This window comes from Bacillota bacterium, from assembly GCA_013178125.1.
GTDB lineage: Bacteria > Bacillota > SHA-98 > Ch115 > JABLXJ01 > JABLXL01.
Map to the genome: position 1 here is coordinate 16,439 of JABLXJ010000001.1, position 15,989 is coordinate 32,427.

Consider the following 15,989-nt stretch of genomic DNA (forward strand, 5'->3'; position numbering starts at 1 on the left):
ACGCATAGGAAGCATCCACTGATGTACATCACGCTTTCAGGGTGAAGGCTGAAATATATCACGATTCTGTACCAACCCGTTCCGTGGGTCATGCATGATAGATCATGCATGATAGACACCATCCGATCCACTCAACTACCTCCCACCTGCTCATCAGGGAATTAGCGGACAGGAACTTTGACGGGGTTCTACATTGGGGCCCGGCACGGTCGTGATGCCTGGGTCCGTCGTAAATGCAGGGGCGAGGGTGATGGAACACGTTATCCTGAACACTTGCTGTTCTGTTGACCATGATTGCACCATCGGAGACTTTGCCCACATTTTCCCAGAGGCCCACCTTTCCGGGAATGTTACGGTTGAAGAGGGGAGCCATCTCGGGGTGGGTGCATCAGTCATCCCGCAGAAGTCTATTGGCGAATGGTCTATTGTTGGAGCCGGCGCTGTAGTCATTAGGAATGTGCCGTCAAGAGTCGTGGTGGCCGGCATCCCGGCGGCCATTATTAAGAACGTATAGGGACAGGAGCTGGAAGGGCTATCCCTTCGAGACCCCGGACCAGCTTACGGAGGAAGGTCTGATCTACGGGAGCCGGAGCGCAAAATCTGTATGGTTCACCGAGAAGGGGGAGAAGGAGGCGAAGGCTCTTCTCGAGAAATATGGCATAGGAGAGGTCGTTGGGGAGGCATAGGCGGTTGGCCGCCCGGGGAGGCTTGTTTAGGGCGGTCGGTGTCATCGCAGCTACATCCATGTGCATTTCAGCCTCTTTGAGTATCCAACTGCTATCGAATTCGGGGATCAGGCGTTGCGGAAGTGTTGGGAAGCGTCTCTCGCGGGATGGCAGGCCCGGGGACGTGGTGTGGCACACTACATGGTGCGTCCGGTCATCAACGTGCGTTCGATCTCGATCGTCAATGCCAGGTGCTGTTTTCACGTATATTCATCTCAGCATCTCAGCCAGGTGAGTTGATCCTGGGGTTCCGATATGGTATAAGTATGTTAGAACTATCTGCGTCACGACGCGTTCCGCAGATACTTATGACAAGGCGATGAGTATGGATAAGTATAAGACGGTAAAGCAGATATTCAAATCCCGGGGCAATATAGCTACTACGGGTGAGATACTGAAAGAAGGTATTCATAGTAGCTATATTGCAGATCTGATCGGAACAGAACGCATTGCCCGTATCAAACGTGGTGTGTACGAGTGGGTTGAGGACGGGCGAAAGGATGACCTCGAGATTATATTCCGGCTTCTTCCAGATGCCATTCTTTGTATGGATAATGCGCTTTACTACTACCAGTATACCGATCGGACCCCCGGTATATGGCATATTGCGGTTGATAAGCGGATCAATAGGAAGAAGGTCAAACTTGAGTATCCGCCGATCAAAGCTCATTTCATTGAACCTCAGTGCCTTGCAATCGGCCTTGCTCATGCTGAGATGAATGGGATAAAGGTGCGTATCTATGACAGAGAGAGGACGATCTGCGATGTGATCCGCCATTCAGCCAAGATGGATGCAGAGACTGTAGGCAAGGCAATTCAGGCTTACGTCAAGGATGGGCGGAAGAACATATCGAGGCTCATGGAATATGCGAGAAGGTTCCGAATCCAAAGGAAAGTCCATGACCTGATGGGAGTGTGGCTTTGATGCCAGACATCGCCCAGTCGGTGATCGACAGGTTGAGGAGCAAGTCCAGAACCTCTGGTAGGACCGTTCAACTAATACTGCAGCTATTCTGTCAGGAAGAGTTTCTGAGGAGGCTGCAGCGGTCAAGGCATCATAGCAATCTGATCCTCAAGGGAGGCTTGCTTCTGTACTCATTGAGCGGTTTTACAAGTAGGCCAACCATGGATGTGGACTTCTTGGCCAGAAGGATGCCCGCCGACCCGGTAATAATCGAGAGGGTGGTGCGCGAGATAATCGGGACTAGTACAGGGAATGACTACGTTATCTTTGAAATCAAAGGCATTGAATCCATTACAGAGTTCAGGGAGTACAATGGAGTCAGGGTGAGTCTTATCGGTTGCATCAAGAATACGAGGACGCCTTTTCATATCGATATGGGAATTGGGGATATGATTGTACCGATGCCATTGGAAAGGGCCATCCCAACCCAGTTGGATGGATTTGAGGAGCCGGTCATCCTGACGTACTCGCTGGAGTCCACTGTAGCGGAGAAGCTAGATGCGATCATATCTCGAATGGAACTAAACAGCAGGATGAAGGATTTCTACGACCTGTATTATCTTGCGAGTACGTATAGCTTCGATGCTAGAACCCTTCAGGAGGCTCTCTTCCAGACGCTTCAGCATCGTGGAACCCCGTTCGATGGAGACAGCTTACGAAAGGTGAGGCAACTGGCAAGCATGATAGATGTTCAGACAAGGTGGTCACGCTTCGCGAGTAGTAGGCTTGGAATTAGGATTAGTCTTGTGGAGGTACTGGATATCGTTTACATATTTCTTGAGCCGGTCTTCGAGGCCATTGTTAATGAGCGAGAGATATTCGGCACCTGGGACCCAGCTCAAAGACGATATGTCAGCGTAAGCAACCATTCGTGAAGTCGGCCGTGAAAGTGGCCGAGCGCAGGTTTTCCCTAGACAATAGTTGCACGTTTAATCCTCGGGTTTTTGAGAATATAGAATCCTTGATTCAGCGTCCAAACGTTTTTGTGGTATACTTGCCCTTGCCACGAGGCTCTGCCACCTTCGGCGCTGTTTTGCACTAAAATAAGCATACCAGAGAGTAGGTCTCCGCGGTTCTCTCATCTTCTGGATGTGTTACCTTTCAAATAGCGCCGCGGAGTTTCCGGGGAGGCATTCAACATAGTAAAGACCTTCGGAGAAAAGACCATCAGAGACTTTACCTTGATGCTTCTCTACCTTACCTCCTGGCAGGAGGATGATCCTCCATTTGACGCCCGCAGGAGCTGGAGGGCTACCCCTTTGAGGTCCTGAACCAGCTTACGGAGGAAGGTCTGATCTACGGGAGCCGGAGCGCAAAATCTGTATGGTTCACCGAGAAGGGGGAGAAGGAGGCGAAGGCTCTTCTTGTGAAGTACGGTATAGGGGAGAGCCCATAACCGCTTCACAACCACCTCACCGCCGAGGAGATCGATTACGTCGCCGGCACCCTATTAGCCAGGCTAGCAGCGTTGTATGGATATACGATTGACTACTTCCTGGGAGAAGCGGGCGAGGAAGAGCAAGTCAACATCTCTTTCCACGCGGAGGATGTGGGCGAGGCAGACTTGAAGATTATTGCATGGGCGAAAGATTTCGTTATGGCTACCGATAAACTGGAAAGGATTTTGAGAGGAGGGCGTCGGCATCATTGGTCGCTGTCCAGCTGTCCAGTCCGCATGATGGCCGCGAATCTGACGGATCTTCTGATCGCAGGATCGCAAAGCCCTCTGCTAAAGCCCTCCGCTAGTTCCAGCTGGCACGGGCTGGATAGGAATCCATTTTAACTGAAGAACTCTTGTTATGGGGGACAAAAATGGCAAAACCACACCCTGATTTGGGTATGAAAAAAGCCGCCCTGTTGAGCGGTTTTAGGTGGTTTCGCGTTTATCTGCTGATGTCCTGGCTTCGATTAATTACTCGCAATTCATGGAGGATGACTTCTTTGAATTTCTTCAGGTCGTTGTTGGCGATATCCCCAAATGATCTCAGCATCCAATACATGAAGGATATGCATGAGGATAATCTTAGTTTTCTGCTCTTTCATAGACCGGTCTCGCTTTTCTCAAAATATCGTAGCCGAACTTTTTTTCCAAGTCACGGGCTTGGTTGATAGTAATGACATCCACCGCTGTGCCTGCCGCCTGCTTGATGTCCTGTATCATGGATATGAATTGAAGCCCCATAGAAGCATTCAATTCCACCAGCACGTCCAAATCACTTCCGGTGGTTTGCGCACCTTCGGCAAAGGAACCAAATATGAATGCGCGGCTGATCTGCGGGTATTTATTTATAATAGCGTTGCGGACGACTGTCGCAGCTTCCGCAAAAGTTGCAACCATGCTGCTCTCTTCCCTCTTTATATTATTGCAATATACCGTTGCACCAGTTCGGGATTCTTTTTGAGCATATCCATCATGCGCAATGCCGGTCCCTGCGGGGTGTTTTTGCCCGATTCCCAAGCCTCGACCGTCTTGATGGATACGCCGAGAATGTTGGAGAAGACCAATTGTGTCAGCTCCAACGAATTGCGTATGGCCTTAATTTCAGTAGGACTATATTGCGGCAACGGCGCAACAGTAATTTTTTTTGTTCCAGCCTTCACCAGCTTTTGAGCTTTGCAATCTACGGCTTGCTGCAAGCCGGTTTTCGTGTTCGCCAAGGCCTTGCTCACGGACTTCCTTCTTTCTTAACAATTCCGGAAGTATTAAACATTCTATTGATATATTCTATAACTTTTCTCTTGCATTATACCCTATACAATAGGGGTGTCAAGCATGCGGGGCTACTAAGACTAAACTTAACTCATGATATAGGTTGCCACATTGTTACAAGAGATTGTTACAAGAGGCTGGACGTGCTGCATCTTGCAGCATATCTTTAAAAAGCATGCTGCACTACGCAGCATGTTCTGGCGGGATGTGTTGCAGCCTGCAGCATCAGGGGGTCCGATGCTGCTAACTTCAGCCCCAATGCCCGCGTGGATAAAAAGGCCGCTAATAATGATTTGCTGCAAATCTACGGAAATTCACGTGCCGAAAACCCTCCTATACGCCAAATTGCTGCCCTTGACTATTTGCCCTGTTTGGCTTACCATGGAGTAAGAAAACCGGGAGGTGGCCAAAGTGGAAGGCACATATGTATCATCAAAGGGGCAGGTCGTCATACCAAAAGCGGTTAGGGATGCAGCGGGTCTTAGGGTTGGAACCAGACTCAAAGTTACTCTGGAGGAAGGCGGGATCTTGCTTACTCCCGTGCGTGCGGCAACTGTCGATGCCCTATATGGCCGCTTTAAGGGTCAAGACTTTATTGCCGATCTGGAAGTTGAACATCGGATCGAGGTTCAGAGAGATTCCGAAATCGGGGCACCGCGAAGGGCCTCCGGAAGGTCGACCAACGCAAAGGGGGTTCGAAAACCTTGACTCCATCTAGAGTGACCCTTGATTCCTGGGACATCCTGGCATGGCTCCAAGGTGAGCCTTCAGGCAGCATAGTGAGAGACCTTTTAATGTGGTGCACGGGAGAGGCCTCAGCTGGTGAGTCCCTGGAATCCATATTTCAGCCGGCCGGTGGGCCTCCAGAGGTGTTTCTCAATATCATAAACCTTGGAGAGGTGTTCTACATTCTGGGGAGAAAGCTCGGGGAGCGGACCGCTTTCGAAACTATACGACAGGTTCAAGCCATGCCTTTAGAGATCGTTCCAGCCGATGGTGAGACAGTCTTTGATGCCGCACGTATAAAGATCAGAAATCGTATATCATATGCTGACGCATTCGCCATCGTCACCGCCCAAAAGAAGGGCGCCATACTTCTGACAGGCGATCCTGAGATGCGGGATGTGGCAGAGGTCAAGGTTCATTATATGCGGAAATAATATGCGGAGATTTTGGCTATCTGGCCAAAAGGAGCGGTAAAATCCGAGTGACCCGAACCGTAAGCGCATCGTGCTGTCCGTGAAAACCCCGCACTAGCGTTTGGCTTACCTTAGAGCAGAAAAACCGCGAGGCAGCGGCTATTATAGGCTTAACCGGGTAGGAGGCGCCTTTTGTGCAAGTTCACCTTTCGCGACCGGATATCACCGAAAAGGAAATCACCATCGTCAATGAAGTCATTCATTCCCCAATCCTGGCTCTCGGCCCGAAGATGGTGGAGTTTGAACGAGCTGTTGCGGACTATGTTGGGCGCAAGCATGCAATCGCCGTGAACAGCGGCACCAGCGGCCTGCACCTTCTGGTGAGGGCGTTCGGAATAGGGGAGGGCGATGAGGTCATCACTACGCCGTTCAGCTTCATCGCATCCAGCAACTGCATACTGTATGAGCGGGCGAGACCTGTCTTTGTGGATATCGAGCCCGATACTGGCAACATAGATCCCAGCCTCATAGAGGCCGCCATCACCCCACGGACAAAGGCCATTCTGCCTGTTGATGCCTTTGGCCAACCTGCGCACCTCGACGTGATCCGGGAGATCGCCAGGTGTCATGGGCTCGTGGTTATTGAGGATGCCTGCGAGGCTATAGGTTCGGAATATAGGGGTGTTAAGGCTGGAAGTGGTGCCTTTTCTGATGCTGCGGTGTTTGCGTTCTACCCGAATAAACAGATCACGACTGGCGAGGGCGGGATGATCGTTACCGACGACGATGAGGTGGCGCGGCTCTGCCATAGCATGCGCAATCAGGGCAGGGGAGAGGCGGGTGTGTGGCTGGCCCATGAGCGGCTGGGCTACAACTACCGCATGGACGAGCTTTCGGCTGCCCTCGGGGTTGCACAGATGTCGCGCATTGATGAGATCGTCGCGAAGCGGCAGCGCGTGGCTGAGATGTATGCGGAACGGCTCGCCGGGATCCTGGGGGTGCGCCTGCCGTACGTGGCACCCGAGGTGACGCGGATGAGCTGGTTCGTGTATGTGATTCGGGTCGGCGTGAGCGAGCCCATCCCTGAGCGCCAGTCCGCCGTGCGGGACCATGTCATGAAGCGATTCCAGGAGGCAGGGATCGGCTGCCGCCCGTACTTCACCCCCATCCACCTGCAGCCATTCTACCGCGCCAAGTTTGGCTTCAAAGAGGGAGACTTCCCCATCACCGAGCTCGCCGGGCGCACCAGCATCGCCATCCCATTCCATAACCATCTTACGGCGGAGGAGATGGACTATGTGGCCGAGGTGCTGGAGAGGGCGGTGGGGGATGCGTGGTTTCATTGATGATGCACTTGTAGTCATGCAGCAGTTTATTCAGAGCATAGAGCGCCTACTCGAGGATTCTTGCAATAATCTGGCTTGATTCACGCTTTCGTTAGATACGTTTTGAGGTATTCCCCGCATCTGCTGCATCTTCTATCCAGGTATAGAGTGCGCTGCATCGAACGGAGCCCTAGGATCCCCGGGATAATGGCTAAAACGTAAAGCCTTTCCCGAAGCCGTCCAGGAAGAAGACATTGCTCTTATCTTTGCGAGGGCGGGCTTGGGGTGTCTCAGCGGGCTTGCCTATGGGTGTGAGGGCGATAACCCTCATTTCTCTAGGAATCCCGAGGACCTCCTTCACTTTATCCTCATCGAAAGCCCCGATCCAGCAAGTTCCATACCCGAGCGAGCTTGCCACAAGGATCATGGTTTGCATGGCGATAGTCACATCGACAGCGTACCACTTCTGACTTTCGCTCGGCACGCCTATTCCTGCAAGTATAACTGCGGCATCCGCCATCCAGGTTTGCCCGTTGCATGCAAGGGCCACCCTTTGTCTTATCTCTGGGTCCCTGACGACCACGAATCGCCACGGCTGGCGGTTGGCCGCTGAGGGTGCTGTCCGGCCGGCTTCTAAGATTTTGGCAAGGTCATCATCAGGTATGCCTTCTTCGAGATATCTACGCACGCTACGCCTCATTAGGGCTATAGAATATGTATCCATGTAGAATCGCTCCTATCATATCATAATTATAAAAAATAGCCTGGACCGATCTTTTTTGGAAATTCCTTTACTGCTCGGTGGACCCTGTCGAGGAATTGAGAAAAGCTATCCACATCCGGCTTTTCGAGCTTTTTCCTGGTACAGATATTATATTTGCTAGGGCACAGGCAAATGCAACCAGCCTCCTCAGACATCCCGGGTAGCCTATTCTCATTCTCACGCTCAGCACCCTCCCTTGTGGGGTGTTGTCATCCCTGAACTACATCCTGAACTACGTGCTCATGCCAGCATCCCCACATGTTTCGTATTTAAATCTTACCATATCCTGAATGAGTTGAAAATCTGATTTTGCCGCATGACACGTTGGAGGCTGCCGGCTGATTGCCGGGTTCATTCAGCATCAGCCTCAGCACCAGGTCTTTTGCCCTATTTCTGTTCTGGATAGGTGGAAACTGTTCTGGAGAAGTGGAAACCTCTCAAATCTTAGGAGGTATTATTCCACTTATGTCGAATAGTGGAAGAGGCTCGTAATGGGAAGAGGTTCGGATCGATAATTGATACTCGGAATGATAAACGGGTGGACGAATAATTTTAGGTGGCTAAATGATTTAAGTGGTTGAATGATTTAAGATGAATAATAAAGGGAGCGCCCGACATAGCTGCAATGCGGTAGCAACATCGCGGTAGCAACATAATGACATCGCGGCAGCAACGCAATGATCAAGTGATTAAGCGGGGGCGGGGGCTCGGGGTGGATAGTCATGAGCCGGAACCTTAAGACAGCCTTTCTTATATTCTGCGACCTTATATGCATCCTAATCGCGAGCATACTGGCCTTCCTGATCCGGTTTGACTTTGTCATCCCGGTGAAATTCTTTGGGACGTTCGCGCGCACCCTTCCCTTTTTGATCCCGATTCGCATAGGAAGTTACTATATCTTCGGCCTCTACAACCGGCTCTGGCAATACGCGAGCGTCCGGGAGATATGGATCATTGTCAAGGCAGGGACTATCGCGTCATTGGGGGACTGGCTTTTCCTCCATAGCCTGCAGAAGACGGGGTTCCCTCGAAGCATTACCCTCCTGATATGGCTCTTGAACATCATCCTTGTGGGGGGAATCAGGTTCCTAATACGTTTTCGCCACGAATTCGCCCCTAAGGGCCTTACTGGTGGTACCGGTGGATCCACCAATGGCTCCAATGGTGGAAGCAAAATTTGGCTCCGGGGGCTGCGCGGGCCACACAGGCTACGGACTTTGATAATAGGGGCGGGCCAGGCCGGAAATATCGTGGCGAGGGAGTTGCGCTCCCACAGGGAGTTGCCGTACGAGGCCGTGGGGTTCATCGATGATGACCCTTCTAAACAGGGTTACAGGATAGCAGACCTCCCCGTTCTCGGCACCCACCGGGACCTGCCCCGGATCATTAGGAGCCATAACGTCAGGGAGGTTATAATAGCCATGCCCTCGGCCCCCGGCAGCGTGGTTAAGGAGATTGTCGAAATATGTAAAGGCCAGGGGGTTAACCTCAAAACACTGCCGGGGATGTACGAGCTCATCAACGGCAAGGTAAGTGTCAGGGCCATACGTGATGTGCAGATCGAGGACCTCCTGCGCCGGGATGAAATCAGGGTGGATCTCAAGAGCATTGCCGGTTACCTGTGTGGCGAGCGGGTGCTGGTGACAGGGGCTGGTGGCTCTATAGGATCTGAGCTGTCCAGGCAGATCGCAAGGTTCAACCCAGCGGAGCTCATTCTTTTGGGGCATGGCGAGAATAGCATATACGAGATAGAGATGGAATTCAGGGCCACACGGCCTGATGTCAGAATAGCCCCGGTTATCGCCGATATAAGGGATCAGGATAAGATAGACAAGGTTTTTAGCCGGTTCAGGCCGGATGTGGTATTTCACGCGGCCGCTCACAAACATGTCCCCTTGATGGAGGCGAATCCCGACGAAGCTATGACGAATAACATCTTCGGGACCTGGAATGTAGCCTCGGCCGCTGATAGATACGGTGCCAAGAGATTTGTGTTGATTTCAACTGATAAAGCGGTAAACCCAACGAGCGTAATGGGTTGCACGAAGCGCGCCGCCGAGATCGTGATCCAGATGCTCAACAGGACAAGCAAGACTAAATTTGTGGCGGTGAGGTTTGGTAATGTCCTGGGGAGCCGGGGTAGCGTGGTCCCGCTTTTCAAGAAGCAGATAGCTCTCGGAGGGCCCGTCACCGTGACGCACCCCGATATGATGCGATATTTCATGACCATCCCCGAAGCCGTGCAACTCGTGATACAGGCGGCTGCAATGGGGGAGGGCGGGGAGATATTTGTGCTTGACATGGGGCAACCCGTGAGGATTTTGGATATGGCGAGGGATCTCATCAGGCTCTCCGGGTTTGAGCCGGACCGTGATATCAAGATCGAGTTTGTCGGGGTGCGGCCTGGCGAGAAGCTTTTTGAGGAGCTTCTCACGGCCGCGGAGGGCACGGTAGCTACCCGGCATAAGCGGATATTCATCGCCAAGGGCAATCCGGCCTTCGACGGGACCCTCGAGGAATTCTTCGAAACCTGCCGCCAGATCGCGACCGCAGGCGCGGGCGAGGGCGCGGGGGATGCCCTTGTGAGCTGGATAAGGCAGTTGACTGATGCCGGGACGAACTGGGCGAATGGCGATTTTAGGGCGGGGACGAGCGGCACCCCCCGGGGGAATGGCAATCCCGGAGCGAGTAGCCAAGGGAGGTCAGGCCGCTGACCACCCAGGGGTATAGACGAGGCTCTACCCCAAAGCGCATATAAGACTCTATTTATCCATGATATCCATGAGGCTCCGTTGACCTTCTCCGCCGGGGATGTTTGACCAGTGCGAAAGCATAATCGCTTTCGTCTATGATTCCCCAATCCTGCAAGAGATGCAGCGTAGCCTCGAACACGGCCTTTTCCCCGAAGAGCTGCCGGATCGCCCGGATGTATTCTACGTTATGCGTAACATACCTATGCCTCGGGCCGAGCCTCTCGATCGACTGGTCCATTAGCTTGTGGACGAGCGGGTCTGCATACCCGAGCAGGATTTTGGCAGCGTTAAGGTGTTCTTGTCTCCTGGGCATCCTTACTCGTCCCTTTAAAGAGCCTCTCAAGGTCGGAGAGGAGCAGGTCCGGGATCATAGCGCTTCTCTCCATCACATCGCTCGCCTTGGCGACCCACCGTTGCCATATGACCCTGAGATGCTCGTCGCTCATGGTGGGAGCCGGAGTTTTCCCCTTGCCTTCGCCCTCAATGTAAAATATCTCGGACGGTTTCGTCTCCTTGAGCCACCTCACCACCGATGACAGGGTCTCAAGGGCTGCAAGCCGCCTCTCATCCATAGCTGCACGCTCTTCTCTGATATCCATATGTGTTTCACCTCTTTAAAAATATCCCCCAGAAAATATCCCCAACTATTACAGCGCTAGGCCATCTTTAATACCATTAATAATCAGGCTTTAATGATCAGGCTTTGGTGGAGGCCTCGGCAGGGCATAATAATGTCCTGGTCAATCAATTTTTCGACGTTAGTTGAGAGATTCCTGCATGTTTCTTATGTAAATTGCAGGGGACAAGTGCATTGCGGGGAACAAGCACATTGCGGGGAACAAGCACAGAGGGCGCAGGCGGATTCCCTTACCTATTTAGGTAAATGGGAAATCGGCGATTGAGTTTTACGCCATGAAGCGGGCCAGCACGTACATCAATCCTACTAGCGAGAATACCATTATAATGGTGAGAAGGTAGGCCATGACTCTTCCATAGTTCATGGCAAGCTGTTTATACCACCAGCGGCGTAGTCTCCGGCTGCTTTTCATAGGGAGTCCCCACCCTGTACCTTGATAATAACTCATTCTATATGACATATTATTCTCCTTCTTAAATCTAAATAAAATTATCTGTCTTATGCAATAAAATATTTAGCCAAAACCTGTCGTCCAGGCAGGCCGCTGGGGGATAAGGTCAACAAGGGTTTTAGTTAGATTCTTAGCTTATAGTTAAATTTCTCTTCGCATAGAGGAATATGTCTTGATATGTAGAAATTCATATAGCTAGTCGTAGAATCCCGTGGGTCAGTATGTGTAGTCAGGATGTGTATCAGTATTATGAGATATTCCTGGGCCTAGGTTCCAGGCGCGCTAACAGCGGACGGACGGGCTCCTTCTCATCGCTGGGGTGAAAGGCATGGAGAGATTCCATTGGCAGAACAGGTGGATTATGCCCTGTAGAATACATTGTAGGGGCTCGCGCGGCGGTTTGCTGGGCTGGCTCCGTCCAGGACTCTGGCTTTTTTTATTGTTCGCCTCCATCGTCATAGTTAATATGGGGGCACCGGCGGCTGCCGCGGGCGATCCAGGCGGTGGGGGTGGGCCGGGTGGTTCCGATGACTACGTGCTTGGCCCCGGGGACGTGCTCGAGATATCAGTCTGGGGATATGAAGACCTGGCCGCGGTCGTGACCGTCAGGCAGGACGGCAAGGTATCCTTCCCCCTCATAGGCGATATCCAAGCGAGCGGTTGCACCATAGCTCAGTTGCGCGACGACATGTCATCCGGGATCGCCGAATACGTCAAACGCCCCAGCGTGACTGTGATATTGAAGCAGCCAAGGGTTATAAGCGTTAGGGTGCTGGGGGAGGTGAAGGTGCCTGGCGTATACGGCTTGAGGCAGGGCCAGACGGTGGCTGACGCGATCGCCATGGCCGGGGGCCTGACCGAGCGCGGCGATGACATGAATATAACGGTATCAGGCATGCGGCCTTCGGGCGCGATGTCCGCTAAGATAGATATGGCAAAGGCCCTGCAGGATATGGATGGGCGTGGTTTTCCCTTGCAGGATGGCGATACCGTTTTCGTGCCTAAAACCATACAGGTCCAGGTTATGGGCTGGGTATATGCCCCGGGGCCTTATCTCCTGCCCCGGGGAGCACGCCTCCTGGATGCAGTTGCGAGGGCTGGCGGGGTGAAGCCTGATGGAGACCCTTCCAGCGCGACCCTGACTCGGCCCCAAAATGAACGCAGGCCTTCATCAATTAATCTAATTAAGCTGGATTTGGAGAAGCTCATGACCGGCGGTGATCTCGCCTCAAATATTCCCCTCGAGGATGGCGACGTCATCTTTGTACCCGCGGCGGTGCGGGAGATCTCGGTTCTCGGGGAGGTGAACCGCCCGGGGGTGTATCCTATTCACGACGGGAGCCGCCTGCTTGATGCAATCGCCGCGGCAGGAGGGCCGACGCCTGAGGGGGATACGACCTGCATTACGCTGGTGCGCCGTGAGGGCGAGATGACTGTAACTTTCAAGGCCGATCTGGACAGGCTTTCGGGTCAGTATGATGCAGGTCAACCTGGCCAGGATGTAGGCCAGAACATGGGCCAGAGCGAGAGTCAGAATGACGTGAGTCAGAATGCAGGTCAGGGTGAACAGGATAAAGCTGCAGGCCAGGGCGTGGGCCGGAGCCCCGGGGAGAATTACCTTCTCAGGAACGGAGATACCATCTATGTTCCCAGGGCGATACGAGTCCAGGTCCTGGGCCAGGTTGGGGCGCCGGGAGTTTACCGGCTTCAGGCGCGCAGCAGGGTTTCCGATGTCCTGGCCAGGGCAGGGGGCGTCACCCTCCAGGGGGATGCAGGGCGCATACAGCTCACGCATAAGGGTTCCGTTACCCAGCTCAGCCTGGATGAGGTGCTCGGGAGCGGCGATGAAAGGCGAAATCCCGAGCTGGCCGATGGTGATATCTTGTTCGTCCCCGAGCTTATCCAGGAGGTATCTGTGATTGGAGAGGTTGCAAAGCCGGGCGTATACCCGATCCGCGCGGGCAAGACCCGGCTTGTGGATATCATTGCTATGGCAGGCGGTCCAACCCCCGAGGGCGATACCGCTAACGTGCGGATCACGCGAAAGACCCAGGGCGGCGAGGCCGTTTTTATCGAGAATCTCGATCTTGCCTCTGGTGAAACCCCCAGCGAAACGGGCAGGGGTGGTGGGTTCCGGCTCGTTGACGACGATGTGGTGTGCGTTCCTAAGGCTATCCGGGTCCAGGTCCTGGGCGAGGTTTATACCCCGGGCGCCTATCTCATGCGTGCCAGGAGCAGCGTGACGGATGCCATCGCGAAGGCGGGCGGGGTGAAGGCCACCGGCGACGGGACGAATGTGACGTTGACGCGCACGAGAGGTGGGGTGAGCACCCGGACCGTAATCGATATCGACGCTTTGGTCAACGCCGCCGGTGCGGGGGAAGCAGGCGAGGCGACCGTGGCCGGTCAGGCGGCTATGGCCAATCCGGCGCTGGTGGACGTAACACTGGAGGATGGCGATATACTATTCATCCCACCGGCGTTCTTCGGGGTTTCGGTTTTGGGGGAGGTCCAGAAGCCCGGCGTCTATCAGGTGAAAAAGGGCAGCAGCCTACTTGATGCACTGGCAGAGGCGGGCGGGATCGGCAAGGAAGGGGATCCTACGACTGTCGCCCTGATGCGGAAGGCGTCAAATGAGGTTATAACCGTAAATGTGGAAAGGCTCCTGGGGAGGGAGAGAGCGCAGGATGGGCAGGGACCGGAGCAGGGGGTGCATGGAGCGGAGCAGGGGGTGCATGGACCGGAAGGTGGCCCGGACCGGAGCCCCGCGCTCGCCCCTGGCGATGTTATCACCGTTCCTAAGGCATTAAAGGTCCAGGTGCTAGGCCAGGTCCAGGCGCCGGGAACCTACTTTATGCGAAGGGATGCAAAGGTCGTAGACGCAATTGGAGAAGCGGGAGGACTCAAACCTGACGCAGGCACCTCCGCCATAATGCTAACGCAGCCGGGGCGCCCCGGGAAGTTGCTCAGCTGGGAAGGGGTGCTTTCGGGGGACCCGGCCGAAAACCAGCGGCTTTCCGACGGGGATGTGATCTTTATCCCCGAGGCTCCCAATGAGGTGTCCGTCCTTGGCGAGGTCGCAAAGCCCGGAGTTTACAGGGTTTACGCCGGGACGCGCCTCCTTGACGTAATGGCTGCTGCCGGCGGGGCGACCGTCCAGGGCGATACGTCGAGCGTGACTGTAACGCGAATGACCGGTCCTGGCAACGCTGGCGACGCTGGCGCACAGGCTCAAATCCTTAAAGTCGACCTGGACGCGCTTTCGCGGGGTGCGGATAGCTCGGGAAACATCATAATTAAGAGGGGCGATGTGGTCTACGTCCCCAAAGCGATCCAGGTACGCGTCCTAGGACAGGTGCAGGCCCCGGGTGTCTATCTCTTGAGGGCGAGGAGCCGGGTTATGGATGCCATCGCCAGGGCCGGGGGCCTTAAACAAGACGGCGATCCTGAGAATGTTATGTTAACGCGTCCCGGTCACGCCCCGGAAGCGGGCACCTCCGGCGAGCCTCCCGGCGACGGGTCCTCTGGTAAGGGGCCGGCAGCGAGGGTGGTTAATATCGCGAGGGCTTTGACCGGCGATGATGACGGCGGCGCGAACCCCCCGCTCGCTGACGGGGATACGATCTTTGTGCCGGAGCGCATCCGGGAGGTTACGGTCCTTGGCGAGGTCGCGAGGCCCGGCACCTATCCCATTCGTGGCGAAATGCGGGTGCTCGATGCCATTGCAGCGGCCGGTGGCCCGGCGGTCGACGGCGATACCACCAGTGTGACGCTTACAACGAGGCGGGGCGGCGAGAAGACGGTCTTGAATATCGATCTGGACAGGATAGCCGCGGGCGACCCGCAATCGGAGAATTGCCAGGTATCCCAGGGTGATGTGATCTATATACCCAGGGCCATCGAGGTCCAGGTGCTCGGTCAGGTCACGAGCCCGGGGTCTTACCGCCTCAAGGCCAACAGCAGGCTCACAGAGGCCATAGCCAGGGCTGGCGGCATAAAACAGGATGGGGATGCTTCGCGCGTCTCGCTCACGCGGATGGTTGAAGAGGGGCACGGGGGTTCACGCGTGCTTGTGGTCAATGTGGATGATATCCTCGAAGGAAGGGCAAGGGACGCTGACTACAGGCTCAAGGAGGGCGACATCATCTCGGTGCCCGAGGCAGAGAGGCGAGTCTTGGTCGTGGGCGAGGTCAAGCAGCCGGGCATCTATACGGTGCGAAAGGGGGCTCTCCTCATGGACGCGATAGCGCTTGCGGGCGGGCCGACGGACCGGGCTGCACTGGAGTCCGTGTGTGTATTCAGCGGGGGCAAGGTCGCAAGCTCCCGGCAGGTTAACATAGGCATGGATGACCTGCTGTTCAAGGGCAACGTAAAGGAGAACCCGGTGATAAACGGCGGTGACATCGTCTACGTCCCGGAGACGAAGAAGCCCGACTGGTCAAAGGTTTTCAACTTCTTGTCAGGTCTCAAACTCCTGAAAGACCTTATCTTGCCCTGACCTGTGGGGTTTTCATGCGGAGAA

At 54.4% G+C, this 15,989-nt stretch carries 15 protein-coding genes; 8 read left to right on the forward strand and 7 right to left on the reverse strand.

The annotated features are described in order from the left end of the window. The first annotated feature begins 193 nt into the window (after positions 1-193). A complete protein-coding gene (locus tag HPY71_00095; GenBank protein ID NPV51911.1) occupies positions 194-514 on the forward strand; it encodes a hypothetical protein in 321 nt (106 codons plus the stop codon). On the opposite strand, the gene HPY71_00100 is transcribed toward HPY71_00095, so the two are convergent. Next, on the reverse strand, positions 501-929 hold the full coding sequence (locus HPY71_00100; protein NPV51912.1) for a hypothetical protein: 429 nt from the start codon (positions 927-929) through the stop codon (positions 501-503). The genes HPY71_00095 and HPY71_00100 overlap by 14 nt on opposite strands. A gap of 121 nt (positions 930-1,050) precedes the next feature. Between HPY71_00100 and HPY71_00105 the strand changes: the two genes are divergently transcribed. Both HPY71_00105 and HPY71_00110 read left to right on the forward strand, forming a co-directional pair. Further along, positions 1,051-1,650: a type IV toxin-antitoxin system AbiEi family antitoxin domain-containing protein gene (locus HPY71_00105; GenBank protein ID NPV51913.1), complete on the forward strand. Its 600-nt coding sequence runs from the start codon at positions 1,051-1,053 to the stop codon at positions 1,648-1,650. Beyond that, positions 1,650-2,564, forward strand: coding sequence for a nucleotidyl transferase AbiEii/AbiGii toxin family protein (locus HPY71_00110; protein ID NPV51914.1), 915 nt, complete (start codon positions 1,650-1,652; stop codon positions 2,562-2,564). Before HPY71_00105 ends, HPY71_00110 begins: the two co-directional genes overlap by 1 nt. 1,148 nt (positions 2,565-3,712) lie before the next feature. Here the strand turns inward: HPY71_00110 and HPY71_00115 are convergent. Further along, positions 3,713-4,027, reverse strand: a complete 315-nt coding sequence (locus tag HPY71_00115) for a nucleotidyltransferase domain-containing protein (protein ID NPV51915.1) — start codon at positions 4,025-4,027, stop codon at positions 3,713-3,715. A 17-nt stretch (positions 4,028-4,044) separates the two neighbouring features. After that, positions 4,045-4,359: a type II toxin-antitoxin system MqsA family antitoxin gene (locus HPY71_00120; protein ID NPV51916.1), complete on the reverse strand. Its 315-nt coding sequence runs from the start codon at positions 4,357-4,359 to the stop codon at positions 4,045-4,047. A 451-nt stretch (positions 4,360-4,810) separates the two neighbouring features. Between HPY71_00120 and HPY71_00125 the strand changes: the two genes are divergently transcribed. From HPY71_00125 to HPY71_00135, 3 genes are all read left to right on the forward strand, one after another. Then, complete coding sequence (locus HPY71_00125; GenBank protein NPV51917.1) at positions 4,811-5,107, forward strand: AbrB/MazE/SpoVT family DNA-binding domain-containing protein; 297 nt, start codon at positions 4,811-4,813, stop codon at positions 5,105-5,107. Next, on the forward strand, positions 5,104-5,559 hold the full coding sequence (locus HPY71_00130) for a type II toxin-antitoxin system VapC family toxin (GenBank protein NPV51918.1): 456 nt from the start codon (positions 5,104-5,106) through the stop codon (positions 5,557-5,559). The genes HPY71_00125 and HPY71_00130 overlap by 4 nt, the downstream gene beginning before the upstream one ends. A gap of 173 nt (positions 5,560-5,732) precedes the next feature. Next, positions 5,733-6,884, forward strand: a complete 1,152-nt coding sequence (locus tag HPY71_00135; protein NPV51919.1) for a DegT/DnrJ/EryC1/StrS family aminotransferase — start codon at positions 5,733-5,735, stop codon at positions 6,882-6,884. A 190-nt stretch (positions 6,885-7,074) separates the two neighbouring features. Here the strand turns inward: HPY71_00135 and HPY71_00140 are convergent, their stop codons facing one another. Next, complete coding sequence (locus HPY71_00140; protein NPV51920.1) at positions 7,075-7,587, reverse strand: nitroreductase; 513 nt, start codon at positions 7,585-7,587, stop codon at positions 7,075-7,077. 761 nt (positions 7,588-8,348) lie between these two features. Between HPY71_00140 and HPY71_00145 the strand changes: the two genes are divergently transcribed. Further along, a complete protein-coding gene (locus HPY71_00145; protein ID NPV51921.1) occupies positions 8,349-10,340 on the forward strand; it encodes a polysaccharide biosynthesis protein in 1,992 nt (663 codons plus the stop codon). Positions 10,341-10,392: 52 nt separating this feature from the next. On the opposite strand, the gene HPY71_00150 is transcribed toward HPY71_00145, so the two are convergent. From HPY71_00150 to HPY71_00160, 3 genes are all read right to left on the reverse strand, one after another. Beyond that, positions 10,393-10,692, reverse strand: coding sequence for a hypothetical protein (locus HPY71_00150; GenBank protein NPV51922.1), 300 nt, complete (start codon positions 10,690-10,692; stop codon positions 10,393-10,395). After that, positions 10,667-10,978 (reverse strand): hypothetical protein, encoded by a 312-nt coding sequence (locus HPY71_00155; GenBank protein NPV51923.1) that lies wholly within the window; start codon positions 10,976-10,978, stop codon positions 10,667-10,669. The genes HPY71_00150 and HPY71_00155 overlap by 26 nt, the downstream gene beginning before the upstream one ends. 306 nt (positions 10,979-11,284) lie before the next feature. Beyond that, complete coding sequence (locus HPY71_00160) at positions 11,285-11,428, reverse strand: hypothetical protein (GenBank protein NPV51924.1); 144 nt, start codon at positions 11,426-11,428, stop codon at positions 11,285-11,287. A 400-nt stretch (positions 11,429-11,828) separates the two neighbouring features. Between HPY71_00160 and HPY71_00165 the strand changes: the two genes are divergently transcribed. Beyond that, complete coding sequence (locus HPY71_00165) at positions 11,829-15,965, forward strand: hypothetical protein (GenBank protein ID NPV51925.1); 4,137 nt, start codon at positions 11,829-11,831, stop codon at positions 15,963-15,965. Positions 15,966-15,989: the final 24 nt, after the last annotated feature.